This is a genomic window from Exiguobacterium sp. Leaf196, from assembly GCF_001423965.1.
Taxonomy (GTDB): Bacteria; Bacillota; Bacilli; order Exiguobacteriales; family Exiguobacteriaceae; genus Exiguobacterium_A.
On record NZ_LMPV01000006.1, the window covers coordinates 121,449 to 142,336 of the forward strand.

The following is a 20,888-nucleotide window of genomic DNA, read 5'->3' on the forward strand; positions in this document are numbered from 1 at the left end:
ACCCCACTCCGTTAATCTTTCGTCGTGAAGAGATGCTCGATCTCATTTTTTTGTGGTCGTTGCATCAACTTTTTGACTTCTTCTTCCGGTGTATGACCGTCAAAGAGAACATGGTATAAAGCAGAAGTAATTGGGAGTTCACATTGTTTCGACTCTGCTAGATCATATGCAGCTTGTGTCGCACGAACACCTTCTACGACCATTCCCATGTTTTCAAGCACTGTCTCTAGTTTTTCTCCTCGACCGATGGCATTTCCCGCACGCCAATTTCGGCTATGGACAGAAGTACAAGTGACGATTAAGTCACCCATTCCTGTCAAGCCGGTGAACGTCATTGGGTTTGCCCCAAGCATCGTTCCAAGACGAGCCATCTCGACCATTCCACGCGTAATCAAGGCTGCCTTGGCATTGTCCCCATAACCGAGACCATCTGTCATACCCGCAGCAAGTGCAATGATATTCTTCAGTGCTCCACCGAGTTCTGCCCCGATGATGTCCGCATTGAGGTAGACACGGAAGTTTTCATTCGTAAACAATTCCTGCACACGACCAGCCTCTTCTAAATCATCCGATGCAACGGTCACCGTCGTCGGTTTACGTAACGCAACCTCTTCAGCATGTGAAGGACCTGTCAAGACACAAACCGCTTTACGTTTCGCCGGGTCGACCTCTGCTTCGATCAACTCAGACAATCGAAGATGTGTCTTCGGTTCGATTCCTTTTGATGCATGAATCAGGACGACTGGTTCTGTCAATAGTTCATTTAATTGACGAGAAACCGCACGAATCGCAGATGACGGTGTCACGATCAAAATATGTGTTGCGCCTTCGACCGCCACTTTGAGATCCGTCGTCGCCTTCAATGATTGTGGCAACACGACGCCCGGCAAGAATTGCGCATTTTCATGATGCTCATTGATACGGTCGACATTTGTTTGTTCACGACCGTAAAGAATGACTTCCTGATCATTATCGGCTAAGACGAGCGAGAGCGCTGTTCCCCAGCTTCCTGCTCCGATGACAGCGATTTTGGTCATACTGAATCACCTCATTATTGTTTTTGACGAGCTAAAATCCGGATTGGTGTACCTGTGAAATCAAATGCCTCCCGAATCCGGTTCTCGAGATATCGTTTATAAGAGAAGTGAAGCAATTCTGGATCATTGACGAACAAGACGAACGTTGGCGGACGCGACGCGACCTGAGTCGCATAGTTAATCCGTAAACGAACTCCTTTATCTGTCGGCGCAGGGTTCATAGCGACAGCATCGACGATGACATCGTTCAAGACACTTGTCTGAATCCGTTGCGCATGACTGTGCGCTGCTTGCTGAATGACTGGTAATAACGTTTGTAAACGACGTTTTGTTTTTGCTGAGACGAAGACGATTGGTGCATAGTCAAGGAAACGGAATTCTTCCCGAATCTCTTCTTGCATCTTTTTCATCGTCTTATCATCTTTTTCAACAGCATCCCATTTATTGACGACAATGATGACCGCGCGACCTGCTTCATGGGCATATCCTGCTACTTTTTTATCTTGTTCGATGATACCTTCTTCACCATCAAGAACAACACAGACGACATCTGCTCGTTCGATTGCTTTTTGAGCACGCATGACACTAAAGCGTTCTGTCGATTCATAGACTTTCCCGCGTTTTCGCATCCCTGCCGTATCGATGATGACGTATTCTTGTTCATCCCGCGTAAATGGTGTATCGATTGCATCACGTGTTGTACCAGCGATATTCGAGACGATGACACGCTCTTCACCAAGAATCGAGTTCGTCATACTTGATTTCCCGACGTTTGGACGACCAATCAAGGCAAACTTAATCGTACTTTCGTCATATTCCAACTCTTCTTTATCTGGTGCTAATTCAAGGACACGGTCGAGTAAATCACCAAGTCCAAGACCATGTGTACCAGAAATCGGGAATAAGTCCCCGAATCCAAGAGAGTAGAATTCATACATTAAATCACGCATCTCAAAATTATCCACTTTATTGACAGCTACGACGACTGGTTTGTTCGAACGGAACAACATGTTCGCGACTTCCTCATCCGCTGCTGTGATTCCTTCGCGTCCGTTCACCATGAAAATGATGACGTCCGCTTCATCAATGGCGAGCTCCGCCTGATGACGCATCATTTGAAGTAGGGGCTCATCCCCAACTTCGATTCCACCTGTATCAATCAAATGAAAATGACGATTCAGCCATTCTCCAGTTCCGTAAATACGGTCGCGGGTAACGCCTGGCTTGTCTTCTACGATTGAAACCCGATCTCCAATCACCCGGTTAAAAATCGTCGACTTTCCGATATTTGGGCGACCTACGATCGCCACGACTGGAATTGCCATCCCAACACCTTCTTTCTCTTCTCTCGCTTCATAGCCGTTCTATTGTATCAAATCAAACTCTCATATACCATAACAAACCGCATATAAAAAGCGGACACGCTTGTGTCCGCTTTGTGTCATCCTTTATTCTTTCGTCTCTGAATCGTCTTCTGTCAAGTCAGCGACAGAAAATCCTTCTGATTGATTCGAGTAATCCGAATAGTCCTCAGAAGACCCTTCTTCCTCTTCGAGAACACGTGTCGAGAGCGAGATCTTGTGCTCATCAAGACGCACTTCAAGTACCTTCGCTTCAATTTCTTGTCCTTCTTCAAGTACTTCTGAAGGCGATCCGATATGACGGTTCGCGATTTGTGAAATATGCAAAAGCCCTTCTACCTGCGGTGCAAGCTCAATGAAGGCACCGAACTGGACAAGACGACGTACGCGTCCTTTGACAATATCCCCAGCTTCGATTTTCCCTTCCATCTGTTGCCATGGACCCGGTTGTGTTTCCTTGATCGACAACTTAACCTTTTCTGTATCACGGTCGACGCCAAGTACTTTGACTTCGACTTTCTGACCTTCCGTGACGATGTCCGAAGGACGTTCGACACGATGGTGTGCCATTTCCGAGATATGAACGAGACCATCGACGCCACCGATGTCAACGAAAGCACCGAAATCTGTCAATCGTTGGACTGTTCCTTCTAGAACTTGCCCCACTTCTAGATTTTCGAGTGTCTCTTTTTTCTTCGCGTTCAATTCACCTTCAACGACGGCTTTGTGCGAGAGAATGACACGGTTCTTCTCTTGATCGAGTTCAACGACCTTGACGTCAATCGAACGACCGATGTAATCCGAGAAGTCCTCGACGTAATGCCGCTCGACAAGCGACGCTGGGATGAATCCACGGACACCGATATCAACGACGAGACCACCTTTAACGATGTCTTTCACGACAACTTCAAAGATCTCACCTGATTTATACTTCTCTTCAACTTGCTCCCACGCTTTAAGTGCATCAATTTCTCGTTTTGAGACGACGACCTCTTCATCCGTGATTTTCTTGACCTTCACTTGTAGTTCATCTCCGACGTTCAACACACCACGAATATCATCGAGATGGAGACTCGATACTTCGCTGATCGGTAAGATGGCTTCTGTTTTATATCCGATATCAATGAGTGCTTGCTTGTCTTCAATTTTCACGACCATTCCGGTAACTACCTGGTCCCGATGAATTTCAAAATCAGGCATATCTTTCATTTCTTCGACCATTCCAAAACAACCTCCTCACGATGAGTACAAGAAACGCCTGACACGTGTCAATGCGTTTATCCTGCTTCTAACTTCTTACAATTCTGACTATTTGTCAAGGTATTAAGCGTGATTGAAGTAGACGGATTTGATTTCGTCCATGATTCGATCAGAAATCGCTTTCGCAGCACCACGTTGATCACGTAAATCCGAAATATCGACCGGTTTTCCGATCGCGACGCGCATTCGTTTGAATGGGCGATACGATCCAATGATGGCAATCGGTAAAATCTGAGCATTCGATCGTAAGGCGAAGAACCCTACACCGGGTTGTGCTGATGTGAATTCTCCTGGAGCAGAACGCGTTCCTTCTGGGAAAATGCCAACAGTCTCATCCGTATTTAACAGCTCGATCGTCCGTTTCAAGGCTTGACGGTCCCCTTGACCACGACCGACAGGATAGGTTCCTGCCGCAATCATCAGCTGCTTTAAGGCAGGGACTTTAAACAACTCCTCCTTCGCCATATAACGAACCGAACGTTTCGGTGGAATCGCACTGACGAGGAAGACGGGATCCCAATTTGAACTGTGGTTGGCACAGATGAGTAAGGAACCGTCTTTCGGAATATTCTCTTGCCCCGTCACCTTCAATCGGAAGACTGTTTTGGCTATGACCCAGACGACAAACCGCGCAATCCGATAAACGGTATCTTGACGTTTCATTTTAGAACACCTTCCGCTAGTTCCATCAGGCGAACAACGACTTGATCAATCGTCATCTCTGTCGTATCTAGATATAATGCGTCGTCTGCTTGGCGTAGAGGAGAGACTTCACGTTCACTGTCCCGTTTGTCCCGCAGCGCGATTTCTTCTTGAAGAACTGTGATATCGCTATCCATCCCACGCGCGATGTTCTCCCGGTGCCTTCTAGCTGCACGCTCTTCCACAGTTGCCGTCAAGAAAACTTTTAATTCAGCATCAGGTAATACGACTGTACCGATGTCACGACCGTCCATGACGATGCCACCCTGATCTGCTAATTTTCGTTGCGCCGTGACGAGTGCTGCTCGAACTTCTTTTTGACGAGCGACGAACGATACATTATTCGTGATTTCGATGGAACGGATCGCATCCGTCACTTCGCGATCACCAATAAAGACACGTTGCCCGTTTTCGCCTGGTGTTAAACGAATATCAAGCGATTTCATCAATTCGCCAAGCACTTCTCCGTTGTTCAGATCAAGCGATTGTTCGAGTGCTGCGAGCGTAACGGCACGATACATCGCCCCTGTATCGATATATACATAGTCAAGGCGTGCCGCCAGTTGTTTTGCGATCGTACTTTTCCCAGCACCTGCTGGTCCATCTAATGCAATTTGAATCTTCTTCATCATCCATCCAATCCTTCCATCTTCCCCATATTTGATGGGGATTCATTCTTCCGAACGTTATCATAGCAAAAAAATGCGGTCAGGTGAATGGATTCATGCCCCTTCTTGAACTTTTCATTTGCATTTGATAACAGTGACGCAATACTAGCTCACGACTTCTGTCAGGAATCATTGTAAATTGGAATGCGAGTTCATACCGTTCTTCCCGTCGATCGATACGGACGAGCTCAGCAATAACATCTAAAGTACTCGAAATACCGTCACCAGTAGGTAGAATGAATGTCATCTCCACCTCTTCCTCTTTTTGAATCGGTAACTGATCCGACAAAATCATCATGCCACCAGCCGATAAGTCAAGCGTCACCGTCGTAAACGGATCAAATTGCGTTTTATGCGGATGAACGGCGACATCGAGCATTTGTGGTACTCGAACGAATTGACGTCGTTGGATGCGCTCGATTTGATCATCACTCGGTCGCTTTAAGGCGTACCGCTGACCACGAAGTGGATCATTTTGTCGTTCCACGACGACCGTATCAAACCCAAATAATTTACCTTTTTCTTTAAAGAAGTAAAAAGAAACTTCTTCGTGATCTGACAAGATGAACGTTTTTAATGTCGCGACCTCACTTGGCGCCTCGATCCAAATCAATCGATTCGTTACGGCTGTTACTTTTGACCGTCCTTGTCGATCTTCACTATTCGAAAGCATTACTAAATCCCCGATTTCCATCATCCTACTTCGCTCCTACTTTCTATTCGATGCCATCTGAATGTTGTTTTTTTCGTTTGAATCGACGATTCAAACGGTTGGCACCTCGTACTTGAAATAATCCGATCGTCCATAAAATGATCATGAAGACGATTGGCAAAACAGATATACCACCATTTTCCAATATTAACAAATTAAATAAGATATGTGCAAATACCGGAATCGTTATCGATAAGGACAACCACCGATACGGGTGAGGCGAGAATTTCGCCATTCCCATGAAGAAACCCATGATGACAGCAAACAAAGCATGACCGGATACCGGTAGTAAAGCTCGGAATAGCATGTGTTCGACCGTTCCATTCACCATCAGATATAAGATGTTCTCAAGGGTAGCAAATCCAAGCGAGCACGCTACGGCATAGATGATCCCATCATAATAATCATTAAACCGTTGATGGATATACACGGTATAAAAGACGACGAACCATTTTGCAAACTCTTCTGTGACTGCTGTTCGAATCAATTGCACCTCTTCACGCCCACCAAACTCCGTTTGAACGATGTAGTCGATGAACATCAAGGGAAAAACGAGTAAAATTCCAAAAATGAAGCTTCGAAGGATATATCCAACGGGCTCTGATTCATGTTCGTGACGTAGATAAAAATAAGTTAGGAGTGCGATGCCTGGGGCAACTCCGGAGAAAACGATTTGAATCACGCTTCCTCTCCCCCTTTCTTCCTCTCCATAAGAATAAAGGTTTCTTGGAAAAAAGAAAACGTCCTCGTTGTTTCGGGAGGGAAAAAGGTTACAATATGGAAGAACTAATTGAATATGCTATAGAAAGTAGGTGAAGGTCTTTTGTCTTTTGACACAGACCATTTAGAATGAAATCATTATTATTAATTCATACGGGTGGAACGATTGCGATGGCGCAAGATCACTCTGGTCACGTCTTACCGAATGACATCAATCCACTGGATGCTTCACTACCTCGAGCGACGGATATCGCAAACATCACAACGCGTCATTTTTCAAATTTACCTTCTCCACATATGACGCCCGACATCATGCTACGTTTGGCACACTTCATCGAAAGTGAACTTGCTAAGGAACACTACGATGGAGTCGTCATCACCCATGGGACGGATACACTTGAAGAGACCGCTTATTTCTTACATTTGACAATTGGTGCACCTGTTCCGATTGTTTTGACTGGAGCCATGCGTTCATCCAACGAAGTCGGATCGGATGGCGAGTTTAATTTGATCACGGCACTCCGTGTCGCAGTCAGTGAAGCAGCGCGTGAAAAAGGTGTTCTCGTCGTCTTTAATGGTGAGATTCATTCGGCATTCAACGTCACGAAAACGCATACGTCATCCGTCGATACGTTTAAATCGGTTCACTTCGGAAATCTTGGCATGGTGACGAAAGATCACGTTTACCTATTCAACACGCCACTTCTGAAGCAAACACATATGGTAACCTCGCTCTCTAAACGTGTTGCTGTTTTGAAAGTATATGCCGGAATGGAACCAGATTTATTACTAGCCGTGAAACAACTCGGTTACGATGGACTCGTACTTGAAGTTCTCGGTCAAGGAAACGTCCCTCCGAGTATCGTCGATGCCATTGCCGAATTGATCGCAGTCATGCCGATCGTCATCGTTAGTCGATGCTTCAATGGAATCGTGCAAGATGTTTATGGATATACAGGTGGCGGTCAACAGTTAAAAGAGATCGGTGTCATTTTCTCAAATGGACTGAACTCACAAAAAGCACGACTTAAATTAATGATTGAACTCGAAATCAATGCGACCCAATCAGAACTCGAAGAGTCATTCAGGGTCGAATAAATGAAAAAACCTCTTGACTCGGAACTCATCATTCCGAATCAAGAGGTTTTTTAGACGTGAATTGATAGACCACGTAATCGTTCGACGAGATGATTCGCGATGTTCGCGCCATGAAAACGTCCGTTTTCAATGAATATCTTATTGGCATCGTATCCTGCTGCAACGACGCCGGCAATATAAATCCCAGGAACATTCGACTCCATCGTCTCTTCATCATGACTCGGAACACCTGTCTTGCGATCGATCGCGATACCAGCATCAGCGAACAAGCCGACGTCTGGTGTATAACCCGTCATCGCAAATACGAAATCTGCTCGGACAGTCCGCTTGTCTCCCTCCACTCGGTAAACGACTTCTTGGTCCGTGATTTCCTCGATCATCGCGTCAAACACCATCTTGACCTTTTCCGAACGAACGAGTGATTCGAAGTTCGGCAAGACCCATGGTTTGATCGATGGACTATACTCGGGTCCACGATAAAGTACAGTTACGCGTGCTCCTGCTTTTTCAAGCTCGATTGCTGCATCAACACTTGAATTCTTCCCACCGATGACGACGACATCCTGATCAAAGTATGGATGCCCTTCCGTAAAATAGTGCGATACGTGGGGTAACGTTTCTCCTGGGACGTCCATTCGGTTCGGTAACCCATAATAACCTGTCGCAAGCACAACAGATCGTGCTTCTCGCTGTTTCTTCACTCCAGAGCGTTCTGAATGGATGATGAAGCGATCCGCCTGACGTTCAATGTGCTCGACTGTCTCAAATGGACGAATCGTCAACTGCTTTCGTTTGACGACTTCTCGATAATAGACGAGTGCATCGAGACGACGTGGTTTTAATTCCTTATTGATGAACGGCACGCCACCGATTTCTAATTTTTCACTACTTGAAAAGAACGTTTGATGCGTCGGATAACGATAGATCGCTTCAACGATATTTCCTTTTTCGAGCACTTCGACGTCTAGTCCTCGATCTTGCATTTCGATCGCTGCCGATAAACCACATGGTCCTGCACCGATTACGATACAATCTAACATTCGAATATCTCCTCTTCCGGTTGCTTTTTTTATATCTTAGCAAATCTCATCAAGAGACGAAAGAAATTGCAATAGGAAAACACCCGCTCCTCATCTAGAGGAACGGGTGGTACGTATTTTTAACGTTTAATTAGACCCAACCACGGAAACGGGATGCTTCTGCCATTTTCCGCACACCTACCATATAAGCGGCGAGACGCATATCGACATTTCGCGTCTGTGCTGTCTGATAGACTTGGTTGAATGAGTTCACGAGGACCTTTTCGAGTTTCTCGTGGACTTCCTCTTCCGTCCAGTAATACCCCTGATTATTCTGTACCCATTCGAAGTAAGAAACCGTTACGCCACCACTCGAAGCAAGAACATCCGGAACGATCAAAATGTCACGTTCTGCAAGAATTTTCGTCGCTTCGTTCGTCGTTGGACCGTTTGCTGCTTCTACGACGATCGCTGCGTGGATATCATGTGCATTGTCTTCTGTAATTTGATTCTCGATTGCCGCAGGAACAAGAATATCACATTCGAGTTCAAGCAATTCTTTATTCGAGATCGTATTTTTGAACAATGTCGTAACCGTTCCGAATGAGTCGCGACGGTCCAGTAGATATGGGATGTCGAGTCCGTTCGGATCATGAAGTGCACCGTAAGCATCACTGATGGCGATGACTTTTGCACCTAAGTCATACATGAACTTCGACAAGAAGCTACCTGCGTTCCCGAACCCTTGAACGACGACGCGTGCTCCTTCAAGTGTAATGCCTTTTTTTGCTGCCGCTTCTCGGATCATGATTGCGACACCTTTCGCCGTTGCTGTTTCACGACCGTGTGAGCCACCAAGAACGAGCGGTTTTCCTGTGATGAAACCAGGAGAGTTAAATTCATCGATCCGGCTGTACTCATCCATCATCCAAGCCATGATTTGTGAGTTCGTGAAGACGTCAGGTGCTGGAATATCCTTTGTCGGTCCAACGATCTGACTGATGGCACGGACATATCCACGGCTGAGACGTTCGATTTCGCGGAAGCTCATCTCACGTGGATCACAAATGATCCCGCCTTTCCCGCCGCCATATGGTAAATCAACGATACCTGCCTTCAGACTCATCCAGACGGATAATGCTTTGACTTCGACTTCCGTCACGTTTGGGTGGAAACGAATTCCCCCTTTTGTCGGTCCAACAGCATCGTTATGTTGCGCACGATATCCTGTGAAGATTTTCGTCGAACCATCATCCATTCGCACCGGAATCCGGACTGTCAACATCCGGAGTGGTTCTTTAAGTAATTCATACATTTCGTCTGGATACCCTAATTTCCCTAGTGCTTCCTTGACGATTTCTTGTGTTGCTTCCAGTACGTTCTTGCGATGATTCGCATGTTGTTGGTCAGTAATCATTCCAACGTTCCTCCCCATAAGTGGCATCCCCTATGCCGTTTCCTTGTTCGGATAAAGTATACTCTTTTCTCGAACGTAATGAAAGGGGTTACGCCCATATTTGTAAGCGCTTTCTCACTTCTTTTCCTAGGATATCAATGATTGGATTACTTGATTTGGGCGTGGCGTTCAATCGCTAATTCCATGAAATACTCGACCAATTCCGGATATTCGATACCAACTGCTCGTGCTCCGTCCGGGAATAAACTCGTTGATGTCATACCTGGCAATGTATTCGTCTCTAAAATAACTGGATTTCCGGACTCAGGAACAAGGAAATCTGACCGGGAATACCCAGCACAACCCAGTACTTGATGTGCTTTGACGGCCCACTCCTGAAGTATTGCTGTCGTCGTCTCATCTAGTTCGGCAGGGCAGATATGCTCTGAACCTCCGATTGCATATTTCGATTCGTAATCATAAAAGGCATTCTTCGGAATGATCTCGATGACCGGTAATGCTTTTTCTGCACCTTTATGACCAACGACTGGAACCGTCACTTCGCGTCCTTTAATGAATTGTTCGACGAGAACCGCATCATCGGCTTCGAACGCTTTTGCAATCCCCTCACGTAACATCGTCTCGTCTTGTGCGATTGTCAATCCATTCGATGAACCTTCTTGTGCTGGTTTAACGACACAAGGGAATTGACCATTCCATTCTGCGATTTTCGCCTCGACATCATCTTCACGTTCTAATAATACATCACGTGCAATCGTGATACCCGCTTTATCAAAGTGAACTTTTGAACGTGCCTTATCCATCGCAAGTGCTGACGCTAACACACCTGAACCTGTGTATGGAATATTCGCAAGTTCAAGTAACGCCTGCACGCGTCCATCTTCACCAATTTTCCCATGAAGAGCGATGACAGCCACATCTACATCCAGCTGGAAGAGTTCATGTGCTCGATCAGGATGGAAATCAACAGCCGTGACTTCATGTCCTTTACTGTTTAACGCTTCCATGATTGATTTTCCACTGTTTAATGAAACCTCCCGTTCACCTGAAGTCCCACCATATAACACTGCCACTTTCATCCTACTTCACTCCTTCTTCTTACGTTCAATGATTATCATACCATCCTTCTGACCACGAAAAAATACAAAATGGTGCCACTTCTGGTAGAAGATAAAAAGGTGCGACATTGCCTGACGAGGCAATGTCGCACCTAATGTTCTAAATGTGGAATTGTTCCGCAATCGTGGCAATGGCTTGTTTCGATTGAATCGTTTTTCCGTACTCTGACATGACGAGCGGACTTTTCGGGCTCGGTTCCCCGTATTCTGACAAAATCGTCGTCACCGTACGCTCGAGCGCGTCATTCATTCGTTCCTGGAAATAGAGATAATAGCTGCCTTCGAAGAAATAAAGACTACCGCCTGTCTCCGTGTACGACATATGTCGTAATAACCCATGGCTCGCTTGAATGACATCTTCGAGCGAATTCAAGGCATACAAGACATGATGGACGATGTCGACCGTCATGCGAATTTCGACTTGATCAAATTCGTCATTCATCTCTTCCGGTAGATCACCTTCACGACGCACATCAACGAGCATGCCGTCATTCGGAAAGAATGTGACGAAAAATTCGAGTGTTCCTGCTGCCTGAAAACCAAAATTCGATTCAGCTTCCTCTAATAAATTGCGCAATAGAGCTTGTCCCTTCCCAACGGCCAACGTTTCTGGTCGGACATCGTGAAGTGATAACTCTTGCTTCGTAATGAAGACACGAAGGTGTCCTTGTTTCATTTGTTCAAACCTCATATAGACTCCTCCAGTCAAGACCGGAAACATAGGTGTCTCCGTTCGCTATGAACCATACTATACACCAGATACCGGAGTGAGTCGACTTAACCAACTTTTCCACGATTGATCGTCCGCACCAAGTAAGTGTGGTCCGTATCGTTCCGGAAGCTGATCGACCGCGTATCCTCCAAGTCCAATTTCAAGATTCGGAAAATCAGCCATCAAACAGTCTAATGCTTCATCAAGCAATGGTAAATGATCGGATAACGTGCACGATAAGATGACAGCTTTCGGTTGCAATTGATGTGTCACGGCTACTAAGTCCGGCACCGGAATACCAGAACCGAGGAAAATCACATCAAAACCCGATTGCCGCAAGTAGAGTGTGAAGAAGAGTAGTCCGAGCTCATGTTCTTCTTCTGGTGCACAGACACAAACGATTCGCGGCAAGAACGGATTGATCGGCATCTGTAGTGATAACGTCGAAAGACGGGCTCTTAAGAAAGCTGTTGCAAAATGTTCATGCGCAATTGTAATCTCTCCTGACTCCCATTTCAGTCCGATTTCATGTAAGAGTGGACCAACGATATCTTGAATGACTTTATCGAAACTAAACATCGAGAACGCTTTATTCATGATGTCATGCGCGTGTCGTTCTTCGAAGTTCGTCAATGCACGGAATAACTGATCTCGTAGTTCGACTCCGTAATCATGGGGCACTTCAGCTCGATTGACAGGCATCTCATATAATTGAATTGCCTTTGAAACCGACAATCCTTCTTTTTGTTTATCGACGATCCAACGCAATTTCGCAACGTCACTATCACTATAAATGCGATGCCCGGATTCACTTCGATCCGGATCAAGCACTTGATATCTCCGCTCCCAAGCACGAATGGTCGTCGGGTTGAGTCCCACCAACGCAGCGACTGCTTTGATATTGTATTTCCCACGATCCATGCATCGTGCCTCCTTCCCCTTCCTTTCTAGTATACGCTGAAAGGAAAAAAATCTCCGTTCACAATGTGCCTTTACATCATGAAACCGATGGAGACGAAGGCGATGATGATCGTGATCATGAGTACCGTTAGCGTGATTGCTAGCGGATTTTTTCGAAATGGTTGCTTCAGTCGTTCATTTCGAACGTGTTCGATTCGCGAGGAACGTGGTGGTAAGAGTTGCTCCTCTTCGTTCTGATGTAACCGCCGTTGATCTTGTTTACTCAATGTTCATCACCTTTTCTTGAAAAAAATAAGGATATTTTCTAGTTTACACCGAATCTAGTGATGAAAAAAAGACTTGTTCTAAACGCTTTTTCCAATTTACCGTTTGAAGCACCTTACTCTTCACGGGATCCTGCCATTCGATCGTACCGCATATATCACAACAACGTGGCTGAACGATTGCCGGTTCATCAAAATGATGCAATAACATCGTACGGCGACATTCATTCCGGTGAATATAGTCCATCATCCGGCTGACTTCTCGTCCTTTGAGCTGTTTTCGTTCCACCTGCCATTGCATTATACGTTCCTTCGACCAGCCATTCTCAAGTTGCGATTTCAGTAACCGATATGCTGGATCTTCCGGATTGAGGTGTAGACGAGTCTCGATTTTCGCGTAGGACTCACCTCTTCTCACCCCTTGTTGTAACTGATCAATCCAAAGGACAGGCGCATATTGTGTCTCAATCAGAAAGGTTTGTAATTGTTCATCCTGAGGAGCATAAAGCAAGATCGCCGTCGCCTCTTTTCCGTCCCGACCGGCACGTCCGATTTCCTGCATATAAGCTTCAAGCGTCGCCGGCATCGTATGATGGATAACTGTACGAACGTTTCCTTTATCAACACCCATTCCAAATGCGCTCGTACAAACGAGACAGTCCATTTCATCATGAAGAAACTGTTGTTGAACAAGCTGACGGTCTTCCATCGTTAATCCGGCATGATAGTAGGTTGCCCCTTCAATGATTCCTGCAATCCGTTCCGCTTCTTTACGCGTTGTCGTATAGATGACACAGGGACGAACGATACGAGTCATCCAACGGTCGAGTACTGCGTCTTTTTCTTCTCGATCGACGCGATCCACGATGTACTGGATTTCCGGTCGATTGACGGAACGACGGATGACATGCGGTTCTCGCATCTGCAATTGTATTCGGATATCTCGTTCGACAGCTTGAGTCGCTGTTGCGGTTAAGGCGAGGCACTGCGGAAAACCTAGTTCCCGGCGAATTTGCCCAAGTCTTGCATACTCAGGTCGAAACTCGTGTCCCCACTGCGAGATACAGTGGGCTTCATCGACGACGAATAGCGCGATGTCGACCTGTTTCAGACGAGCCCGTATTTGTGGTAACGCGAGTTGTTCCGGTGATAAGTAGAGATACCGTAGATGTTCGAGTACGGATAAGATTTGCTCTTTTTCTTCTCGCGTCTCAACAGATGTTAATTTTGCGACAGAACGTTCTCCCCGACGTTTGATTTGCATGACTTGATCCTCAATCAAAGAGAGCAGCGGAGACAAAATCAATGTCAGTCCCTCTCCTTTTACATACGAAGGAAACTGATAACATACAGACTTTCCTCCACCTGTCGGTAAAATTGCTAACGTATCTGTTCCATTCAGGATGGATTCGATGATTTGGCGTTGTCCAGGTCGAAACGCTTCATAACCGAAATGTCGATGCAATAACGCTTCCATTAACTTCCCTCCCATTTACTACGAGCTAAGACCAATCGAATTTGAAAATAGGATACGTCTGATTGCATCGCGCTTTTGATTCGCTTGAGCGCATAAGTTTTGAGTTGTTGTGCGATATGTCGAATTTCTTCTTGTTGAGCCGTATCAACGAAATGATCTAACGGAAAAGTGGGTGCATACATTGCAATTTCAACAAGATGGTCTTCCATCGTGCTATTTTTTAGACGTCTTCTGACCGCAACATCTTCAACAGTGAGTCCTTGTTGCAATAATTCCCAAGTCGTTTGAGCAGACTGCGTCATCTTCGGAGTATGGAGACCGGCTCCGATTTGTTGAATGAGCGGTGTACTTTTTAAGTCATTGATGCATCTTCGCCAAGCTATGATAAATTCGAACTGGACCGTCTCGACATCTACCTTCATCATTCGTGCCAATTGAGGATATGACCATCCCGTTTGCACACCTGATAATCGATGACTGATCAATGTCGCATCTCGTTCCGGTAAGCGCTCAAGGAGGAGCGTCAATTCTTGATACATCTGCGCTAACCAATCTGCTCGATTCGAGATGGTCGGAAGAACACTCTTGACCCACTCCCGGACGATCGTCTCTTGTTGCACGGGAATGAATGGTTGTTGTGCTTCTAGACAAATTACCGTTTGAACGAGAAGACTGAGCCGTTTCCACATCATTTCAGCATATCCCCGAAGTTCACCACCAAGTTGATCAATGATTACTCCATCCGTTTGTCCTACTAGTCGAGCGCCTTCGCTCGTCAGTCGAAGTGTCTCTTGCCGTTCGATCCACTTTTTCTGAACAAGTTCCGTTAAAACCGACTCGAATCGCTGTTTACTGACTAATACGGTACCGAACGTCGACTCTAAATCATAAAAATGAGCATCTTGAAGAGAAGTTGCTGACTTCTTCCCTTGAAAAACATGATAAAGACTCCGGTCCGAACGTTCGTCTCGAAGACGCTGAATCGATTCTAGAAAAATGCGCTCTAGTAATGAAATTTCCATCTGCCACGCTCCTTTCTGATATATAGTGTTTATCGATTTGAAGATGATACCTCATCCATTTTCTTTTCGTTACGTTTTAGACATACTGTTTGCGGGCATGTGATGATATATACATTTTCTGTTATCACTTACGCTTCGTCATTGAAATGCAACGATGAGTCCGATACAATGACATATAGATGAGAACAGCGTGTTTCAATAATGTTTTCGTATAGAGAGGAGACCGTTCAATGGCTAAATTTACGATTGTCGACAAAGATACTTGCATCGCTTGTGGTGCTTGTGGAGCAGCGGCACCAGATATCTATGATTATGATGATGAGGGTTTGGCATATGTCATTCTTGATGATAACAATGGTACTGCCGAAATTCCAGAAGCATTATTCGACGATATGATTGATGCATTTGAAGGATGCCCGACGGATTCAATCAAAGTAGCAGATGAATCGTTCGAAGGCGATGCGTTAAAATTCGAATAAGTGAATAAAAAAAGATGTTTCCTTGCGAAACATCTTTTTTTATTGGTCTTTTATTCACGCGATATATCTATCAATCATTAAAAAAACCGGACGTCGCCATTTGGCAACATCCGGTTTCTAAGTGGTAAAAAATTTAGCGTTTTCCTTTGATATATGGTACACCAACAGCTTTTGGTGCATCCGCCCGACCAACGACACCAGCGAGTGCTAGGATCGTCAAGAGATACGGTGCAATCAATAGATACACTTGCGGAATTTGATCGAGTAACGGCAATTGCTGACCGATGATTGAAATCGCTTGAGCGAATCCGAAGAATAGTGCAGCACCCATAGCCCCGAGTGGATTCCATTTTCCGAAGATCATCGCCGCAATCGCGAGGAACCCTTGACCGAGGATCGTCGTCACACTGAAGTTCAGTGAGATTGATGTCGCATAAACAGCACCAGCAAGACCACCGAAACCACCAGAGATCATGACACCGATGAAACGCATCTTCGTGACGTTGATTCCCATTGTATCTGCCGCCATCGGATGTTCCCCGACAGAACGTAAACGAAGACCAAATGGCGTCTTGAAAATGATGTACCACGCGACGAAGGCAAGGATGATCGCGATATACGATGTGTAGTAGACGTTCGCGAAGAACATCTTCAGCACAGGAATATCGGACAAGAATGGCACGTTCTCTTTTGAGATTCGGTTTGGAATCGAATCCGTTTGTCCTTTTCCGTAAAGCGCCCGGACGAGGAAGATGGCAAGACCGACTGCAAGCAAGTTGATCGCAACTCCAAGAACCGTTTGATCAGCCCGGAAAAGGATTGCCGGAATCGCAAGGAAGAGCGAGAAAACTGCTCCGACGACAATCGCAATGAGCATCGCAAGCCAAGGACTCGCAGCACCCAAGCCCATTTTTGATAGCGTCAATGCCGTGACGACACCCGTGAAGGCACCCATGACCATTAAACCTTCTAACGCGATGTTAACGACGCCAGAACGCTCACTGAAAATGCCGCCAAGTGCTGCAATGATCAACGGAGCCGAATAGGCAAGTGCGATTGGCACGATGATATAAAGTACTTCAAGAAAGCCCATTACTGACCGGCTCCTTTCGCTTTTTTAGATTCTTTCTTAACTGCGAACTTCTCGATGACGAGACGAATCGCGTATCCAGAAGCCACGAAGATGATGATGAACGCAATGATAATTTTGATCAGTTCCGGTGGAATACCAATCTGTTGCATCGACAGACCACCGATATTGAGTCCTGCAAATAGCAATGCAGCGAGCACGACGCCGATCGGATTATTCGCACCTAACAAGGCAACCGCGATCCCGTCGAATCCAACACCAGTGAAGGACGCATTCAACGTCATGTTTTGGAACGTCCCAAGACCTTCCATCGCCCCAGCAAGACCAGCGAACACACCTGAGATGACGAACGATAAGATGATATTGCGGTTAACGCCCATCCCTGCATATTCAGCAGCATTCTTATTGAATCCAACAGCTCGAAGTTCATAACCGAGTGTTGTTTTCCAAAGAATAAACCAGAAGACGAGTGCAGCGATGATTGCGATGAAAATTCCGTTATGAAGACGTGAGAAATCCGTGATTTCTTGTAAGAACGGTGACGCAAGTGATGCTGATTCCTTGATTGTCTCCGTCCGCTCATTCGTAATGCCGATGACGTGACGTAAAATATCGTTCGTGACGTATAACGCGATATAGTTCATCATGATCGACGTGATGACTTCATGTACGTGGAATTTCGCTTTTAAGATACCAGGAATCGATGCCCAAAGCGCACCTGCTAAACCTGCTCCAATCAAAGCGAGTGGTAAATGAACAACTGTCGGCAAATCAAACTTGATTCCAATCCAGACTGCAACCATCCAGCCGACGAGCACTTGACCTTCGACACCGATGTTAAAAAGTCCTGTCCGAAAAGCAAACGCGACAGCAAGACCCGCGAAGATCAATGGAGCCGCCGCACGCAATGTTTCACCGATGCTGTACGGTTCGCCAAAAATACCATAGAATAATTGATCAAACCCAGCAATCGGATCATACCCACCAATGAGCATGACGATTGCCCCGACGACCATCCCAAGCACGATGGAAAGAATCGGAATGAGGATGCCGTAAAAACGCTCTAACTTCATGAATGACCTACCTCCTCTTTCTTACCGCCGGCCATCAGGAAGCCAAGCTCAATTTCGTTCGTTTCTTTCGGATCCAAGAAGGCCACTGTTTTTCCTTCATATAACACGGCAATCCGGTCAGAGACTTGCAGAATTTCTTCGAGTTCGAATGAAATCAACAAGACAGCACGACCTTTTTCGCGCTCAAGAACCAATTGTTCATGAATGAACTCGATTGCCCCAACATCAAGACCACGAGTCGGCTGAGCCGCAATCAGCAAATCTGGTGAACGATCGACTTCACGCGCGATGATCGCCTTCTGTTGGTTACCACCAGACAAGGCACGAGCGAACGTCTCTGGACTTGGAGTTCGGACGTCGAACTTCTCGATGAGCGTTTTGGCTTTTTCCATGACTTGTTTATAGTTCATGATGCCTGCTTTTGAGTACGGTTGTTTGTAGTACGTTTGTAAGACCATGTTATGTCCAATCGAATAATCAAGGACAAGTCCATGTTTATGTCGGTCTTGCGGGATATGACCGACACCTGATTCCGTTACTTTCCGTGGCTTCAGGTTTTTAATCGATTTGTTGTTGAGGAAGATTTCGCCACTGTCTGCTTTACGAAGACCTGTAATGGCTTCAATCAATTCCGTTTGTCCGTTTCCGTCGATTCCGGCAATTCCAACGATTTCTCCGGCACGAATGTCGAGATTCAATCCATCGACTGCTTTGATGCCACGACCGTCCTTGACGACTAGATTCTTGATATCGAGAACGAGTTCTTGTGGAGTTGCCTTGGAATACTCCGCATTAAAGTTGACTTCACGACCTACCATCATTTCAGCAAGACGCGACTGTGTCATCGTCTCATCAATATCGACCGTGCCGATATATTTACCACGGCGAATCGTCGTACAGCGATCAGCTACTTCCATGATTTCTTTCAGTTTATGCGTAATGAGGATAATCGACTTTCCTTCCGCAATCAAGCGATTCATGATTTGAATCAATTCTTTGATCTCTTGCGGTGTCAAAACAGCAGATGGTTCATCAAAGATCAAGATGTCTGCCCCACGGTACAACGTCTTCAAAATTTCAACACGTTGTTGCATTCCGACTGAAATATCCTCGATTTTTGCATCAGGATCAACAGCAAGACCATACTGTTCAGAAATCTGGCGTACCTTTTCACGCGCCGATGCACGATCAATCTTAATCCCTGTACGTGGCTCTGCACCTAAAATGATGTTTTCAGTAACAGTGAAATTTTGAACGAGCATGAAGTGTTGGTGCACCATGCCGATTCCAAGATCATTCGCGACGTTCGGACTCGTAATATTGACTTTTTCACCGCGTACACGAATTTCTCCAGCCTCAGGCTGATACAAACCAAATAAGACGTTCATCAGCGTCGATTTTCCGGCACCGTTTTCACCAAGTAAAGCGTGAATCTCACCTTTCCGAAGCTGGAGCGTGATATTATCATTTGCGACGAAATTGCCAAACTCTTTTCTGATGTTCAGCATCTCAATGACGTATTCCAAGAAAATCCACTCCCATGTTTAGTTTAAAAGGGGAGTCGCAATGCTAGCGACCCCCGCTTTCATTATTATTTAAGTGACGCTTCGTACTCTTTATACTCGTCGTCAGTCGATGGAACTTTAATGTCACCATCGATGATTTGTTTTTTGTACTCTTCGACTTTGTCGAGTGCTTCTTTTGAGACGTTGTCTTTTGAAGGAGCGATATCGACACCGCCGTCTTTTAGACCGAACTCAACGACTTTACCTGCTGGGAAGTTGCCGTCCTTCGTGTCTTTCGCGACTTGCTCTACTGCTGTATCCACACGTTTGACCATTGATGTCAATGTGACGTTTTCTGGCATACCTTCTTCGACTTGGTCACGGTCTACACCGATAACCCAAACATCTTCACCGTTCTTTTTACGGTTTTTCGCTTCTGTGAATACCCCTTGTCCAGTACCACCAGCTGCGTGATAGATGACGTCGACTTTTTTACCGTACATACCTGAAGCGATTGCTTGTCCTTTTTCAGCAGCGTTGAAATCTTCTGCGTATTGAATTTCGATTTCCGCTTTCGGGTTAGCCGCTTTAACGCCTGCTTTAAATCCGCTTTCGAACTTTTTGATCAAGTCCGAGTTGACACCACCGACAAATCCAACTTTATCCGTTTTCGTCGTTAGACCTGCAACGACACCAACGAGGAACGAACCTTCGTTTTCTTTGAAGACGATTGAAGCGACGTTTGGTTTATCGACGACTTGGTCAACGAGTGCGAAGTTGTTCTTTTTGAACTGATCCGCTACTTTACCGATATCTTCAGCCATCAAGAAACCAATCCCGAGAATTAAGTCGTATTTTGCACGTGCTAATTGCTGAAGGTTCGGTTGATAGTCTGATTGTTTTGCAGATTGGAGATATTTATAGCCAGTACCTTCTTTTAAGTCATTGTCTTTCCCGAACTTTTGGATACCTTCCCAAGCAGATTGGTTGAATGATTTATCATCCACGCCGCCTGTATCTGTAACCATACCTACTTTAAAGCCTTCTGATTTGCTGCCGCTACCTGAATCTTTCGAATCGTCGTTGCCACCACATGCTGCAAGGACGGAACTCATTGCTAAACCTGTTGCTGCTAATGCGAGAAGTGACTTCTTTTTCATCTGGAAAAATCCCCTTTCGAATATGGTCATACAAAGTTCAAGACTACGTCTAGCACCTGAGGCTGGCGATGAGG

Annotated in this window: 21 protein-coding genes; 2 read left to right on the forward strand and 19 right to left on the reverse strand. The window is 45.7% G+C overall.

Going from position 1 to position 20,888, the window contains the following annotated elements; translation table 11 throughout:
• Positions 1–11: 11 nt before the first annotated feature.
• From ASG02_RS06835 to prsW, 7 genes are all read right to left on the reverse strand, one after another.
• On the reverse strand, positions 12–1,037 hold the full coding sequence (locus tag ASG02_RS06835) for an NAD(P)H-dependent glycerol-3-phosphate dehydrogenase (protein WP_035407152.1): 1,026 nt from the start codon (positions 1,035–1,037) through the stop codon (positions 12–14).
• A gap of 14 nt (positions 1,038–1,051) precedes the next feature.
• Positions 1,052–2,362 (reverse strand): ribosome biogenesis GTPase Der, encoded by a 1,311-nt coding sequence (gene der / locus ASG02_RS06840; RefSeq protein ID WP_029342014.1) that lies wholly within the window; start codon positions 2,360–2,362, stop codon positions 1,052–1,054.
• A gap of 123 nt (positions 2,363–2,485) precedes the next feature.
• On the reverse strand, positions 2,486–3,619 hold the full coding sequence (gene rpsA / locus ASG02_RS06845) for a 30S ribosomal protein S1 (protein ID WP_056062180.1): 1,134 nt from the start codon (positions 3,617–3,619) through the stop codon (positions 2,486–2,488).
• A 102-nt stretch (positions 3,620–3,721) separates the two neighbouring features.
• Complete coding sequence (locus ASG02_RS06850) at positions 3,722–4,321, reverse strand: 1-acyl-sn-glycerol-3-phosphate acyltransferase (protein WP_035407149.1); 600 nt, start codon at positions 4,319–4,321, stop codon at positions 3,722–3,724.
• The gene (gene cmk, locus ASG02_RS06855; RefSeq protein ID WP_035407146.1) at positions 4,318–4,992 is read right to left on the reverse strand and encodes a (d)CMP kinase; all 675 of its coding nucleotides are present in this window, start codon (positions 4,990–4,992) and stop codon (positions 4,318–4,320) included. Before cmk ends, ASG02_RS06850 begins: the two co-directional genes overlap by 4 nt.
• Before the next feature lie 76 nt (positions 4,993–5,068).
• Positions 5,069–5,725 (reverse strand): flagellar brake protein, encoded by a 657-nt coding sequence (locus tag ASG02_RS06860; RefSeq protein ID WP_035407143.1) that lies wholly within the window; start codon positions 5,723–5,725, stop codon positions 5,069–5,071.
• 19 nt (positions 5,726–5,744) lie between these two features.
• A complete protein-coding gene (prsW, locus tag ASG02_RS06865) occupies positions 5,745–6,422 on the reverse strand; it encodes a glutamic-type intramembrane protease PrsW (protein WP_056062183.1) in 678 nt (225 codons plus the stop codon).
• Between the two features lie 167 nt (positions 6,423–6,589).
• Between prsW and ASG02_RS06870 the strand changes: the two genes are divergently transcribed.
• A complete protein-coding gene (locus tag ASG02_RS06870) occupies positions 6,590–7,558 on the forward strand; it encodes an asparaginase (RefSeq protein ID WP_056062186.1) in 969 nt (322 codons plus the stop codon).
• A 50-nt stretch (positions 7,559–7,608) separates the two neighbouring features.
• Here ASG02_RS06870 and ASG02_RS06875 read toward each other — a convergent pair whose 3' ends face one another.
• The 8 genes from ASG02_RS06875 to ASG02_RS06910 all read right to left on the reverse strand — a co-directional run bounded on the left by ASG02_RS06875 (position 7,609) and on the right by ASG02_RS06910 (position 15,507).
• The gene (locus ASG02_RS06875) at positions 7,609–8,598 is read right to left on the reverse strand and encodes a YpdA family putative bacillithiol disulfide reductase (protein WP_056062188.1); all 990 of its coding nucleotides are present in this window, start codon (positions 8,596–8,598) and stop codon (positions 7,609–7,611) included.
• 130 nt (positions 8,599–8,728) lie between these two features.
• Entirely contained in the window at positions 8,729–9,994 is a 1,266-nt protein-coding gene (locus ASG02_RS06880) for a Glu/Leu/Phe/Val dehydrogenase (protein WP_035407132.1), read from the reverse strand.
• A gap of 146 nt (positions 9,995–10,140) precedes the next feature.
• Positions 10,141–11,073 carry a D-alanine--D-alanine ligase gene (locus ASG02_RS06885; RefSeq protein ID WP_056062191.1) on the reverse strand — a complete coding sequence of 311 codons (933 nt, stop codon included), beginning with the start codon at positions 11,071–11,073 and terminating at the stop codon, positions 10,141–10,143.
• A gap of 139 nt (positions 11,074–11,212) precedes the next feature.
• Positions 11,213–11,803 (reverse strand): adaptor protein MecA, encoded by a 591-nt coding sequence (locus ASG02_RS06890; protein WP_035407127.1) that lies wholly within the window; start codon positions 11,801–11,803, stop codon positions 11,213–11,215.
• Between the two features lie 57 nt (positions 11,804–11,860).
• Entirely contained in the window at positions 11,861–12,745 is an 885-nt protein-coding gene (locus ASG02_RS06895) for a B12-binding domain-containing protein (RefSeq protein WP_035407123.1), read from the reverse strand.
• Between the two features lie 71 nt (positions 12,746–12,816).
• Positions 12,817–13,011 carry a hypothetical protein gene (locus ASG02_RS06900; RefSeq protein ID WP_035407120.1) on the reverse strand — a complete coding sequence of 65 codons (195 nt, stop codon included), beginning with the start codon at positions 13,009–13,011 and terminating at the stop codon, positions 12,817–12,819.
• Positions 13,012–13,054: 43 nt separating this feature from the next.
• Entirely contained in the window at positions 13,055–14,485 is a 1,431-nt protein-coding gene (locus ASG02_RS06905; protein WP_069201480.1) for an ATP-dependent DNA helicase RecQ, read from the reverse strand.
• Positions 14,485–15,507, reverse strand: a complete 1,023-nt coding sequence (locus tag ASG02_RS06910) for a helix-turn-helix domain-containing protein (protein ID WP_056062197.1) — start codon at positions 15,505–15,507, stop codon at positions 14,485–14,487. The genes ASG02_RS06905 and ASG02_RS06910 overlap by 1 nt, the downstream gene beginning before the upstream one ends.
• Before the next feature lie 230 nt (positions 15,508–15,737).
• Between ASG02_RS06910 and ASG02_RS06915 the strand changes: the two genes are divergently transcribed.
• Positions 15,738–15,986 (forward strand): ferredoxin, encoded by a 249-nt coding sequence (locus tag ASG02_RS06915; RefSeq protein ID WP_029342027.1) that lies wholly within the window; start codon positions 15,738–15,740, stop codon positions 15,984–15,986.
• Between the two features lie 133 nt (positions 15,987–16,119).
• Here ASG02_RS06915 and ASG02_RS06920 read toward each other — a convergent pair whose 3' ends face one another.
• From ASG02_RS06920 to ASG02_RS06935, 4 genes are all read right to left on the reverse strand, one after another.
• Entirely contained in the window at positions 16,120–17,079 is a 960-nt protein-coding gene (locus ASG02_RS06920) for an ABC transporter permease (protein ID WP_035407114.1), read from the reverse strand.
• On the reverse strand, positions 17,079–18,149 hold the full coding sequence (locus ASG02_RS06925; protein WP_035407110.1) for an ABC transporter permease: 1,071 nt from the start codon (positions 18,147–18,149) through the stop codon (positions 17,079–17,081). Before ASG02_RS06925 ends, ASG02_RS06920 begins: the two co-directional genes overlap by 1 nt.
• A complete protein-coding gene (locus tag ASG02_RS06930) occupies positions 18,146–19,675 on the reverse strand; it encodes an ABC transporter ATP-binding protein (protein WP_035407107.1) in 1,530 nt (509 codons plus the stop codon). The genes ASG02_RS06925 and ASG02_RS06930 overlap by 4 nt, the downstream gene beginning before the upstream one ends.
• A 65-nt stretch (positions 19,676–19,740) precedes the next feature.
• Entirely contained in the window at positions 19,741–20,814 is a 1,074-nt protein-coding gene (locus ASG02_RS06935) for a BMP family protein (protein ID WP_035407104.1), read from the reverse strand.
• Between the last annotated feature and the right edge of the window lie 74 nt (positions 20,815–20,888).

What these genes read in the sequence shown, in the direction of transcription:
- ASG02_RS06870 (WP_056062186.1), top strand. Translation starts at nt 6,590, where the DNA reads ATGAAATCATTATTATTAATTCATACGGGTGGAACGATTGCGATGGCG.
- ASG02_RS06885 (WP_056062191.1), bottom strand. Translation starts at nt 11,073, where the DNA reads ATGAAAGTGGCAGTGTTATATGGTGGGACTTCAGGTGAACGGGAGGTT.
- ASG02_RS06890 (WP_035407127.1), bottom strand. Translation starts at nt 11,803, where the DNA reads ATGAGGTTTGAACAAATGAAACAAGGACACCTTCGTGTCTTCATTACG.
- ASG02_RS06920 (WP_035407114.1), bottom strand. Translation starts at nt 17,079, where the DNA reads ATGGGCTTTCTTGAAGTACTTTATATCATCGTGCCAATCGCACTTGCC.
- ASG02_RS06880 (WP_035407132.1), bottom strand. Translation starts at nt 9,994, where the DNA reads ATGATTACTGACCAACAACATGCGAATCATCGCAAGAACGTACTGGAA.
- ASG02_RS06925 (WP_035407110.1), bottom strand. Translation starts at nt 18,149, where the DNA reads ATGAAGTTAGAGCGTTTTTACGGCATCCTCATTCCGATTCTTTCCATC.
- ASG02_RS06860 (WP_035407143.1), bottom strand. Translation starts at nt 5,725, where the DNA reads ATGATGGAAATCGGGGATTTAGTAATGCTTTCGAATAGTGAAGATCGA.
- der (WP_029342014.1), bottom strand. Translation starts at nt 2,362, where the DNA reads ATGGCAATTCCAGTCGTGGCGATCGTAGGTCGCCCAAATATCGGAAAG.
- ASG02_RS06935 (WP_035407104.1), bottom strand. Translation starts at nt 20,814, where the DNA reads ATGAAAAAGAAGTCACTTCTCGCATTAGCAGCAACAGGTTTAGCAATG.
- ASG02_RS06850 (WP_035407149.1), bottom strand. Translation starts at nt 4,321, where the DNA reads ATGAAACGTCAAGATACCGTTTATCGGATTGCGCGGTTTGTCGTCTGG.
- cmk (WP_035407146.1), bottom strand. Translation starts at nt 4,992, where the DNA reads ATGATGAAGAAGATTCAAATTGCATTAGATGGACCAGCAGGTGCTGGG.
- ASG02_RS06895 (WP_035407123.1), bottom strand. Translation starts at nt 12,745, where the DNA reads ATGGATCGTGGGAAATACAATATCAAAGCAGTCGCTGCGTTGGTGGGA.
- ASG02_RS06915 (WP_029342027.1), top strand. Translation starts at nt 15,738, where the DNA reads ATGGCTAAATTTACGATTGTCGACAAAGATACTTGCATCGCTTGTGGT.
- rpsA (WP_056062180.1), bottom strand. Translation starts at nt 3,619, where the DNA reads ATGGTCGAAGAAATGAAAGATATGCCTGATTTTGAAATTCATCGGGAC.
- ASG02_RS06910 (WP_056062197.1), bottom strand. Translation starts at nt 15,507, where the DNA reads ATGGAAATTTCATTACTAGAGCGCATTTTTCTAGAATCGATTCAGCGT.
- ASG02_RS06875 (WP_056062188.1), bottom strand. Translation starts at nt 8,598, where the DNA reads ATGTTAGATTGTATCGTAATCGGTGCAGGACCATGTGGTTTATCGGCA.
- ASG02_RS06835 (WP_035407152.1), bottom strand. Translation starts at nt 1,037, where the DNA reads ATGACCAAAATCGCTGTCATCGGAGCAGGAAGCTGGGGAACAGCGCTC.
- ASG02_RS06905 (WP_069201480.1), bottom strand. Translation starts at nt 14,485, where the DNA reads ATGGAAGCGTTATTGCATCGACATTTCGGTTATGAAGCGTTTCGACCT.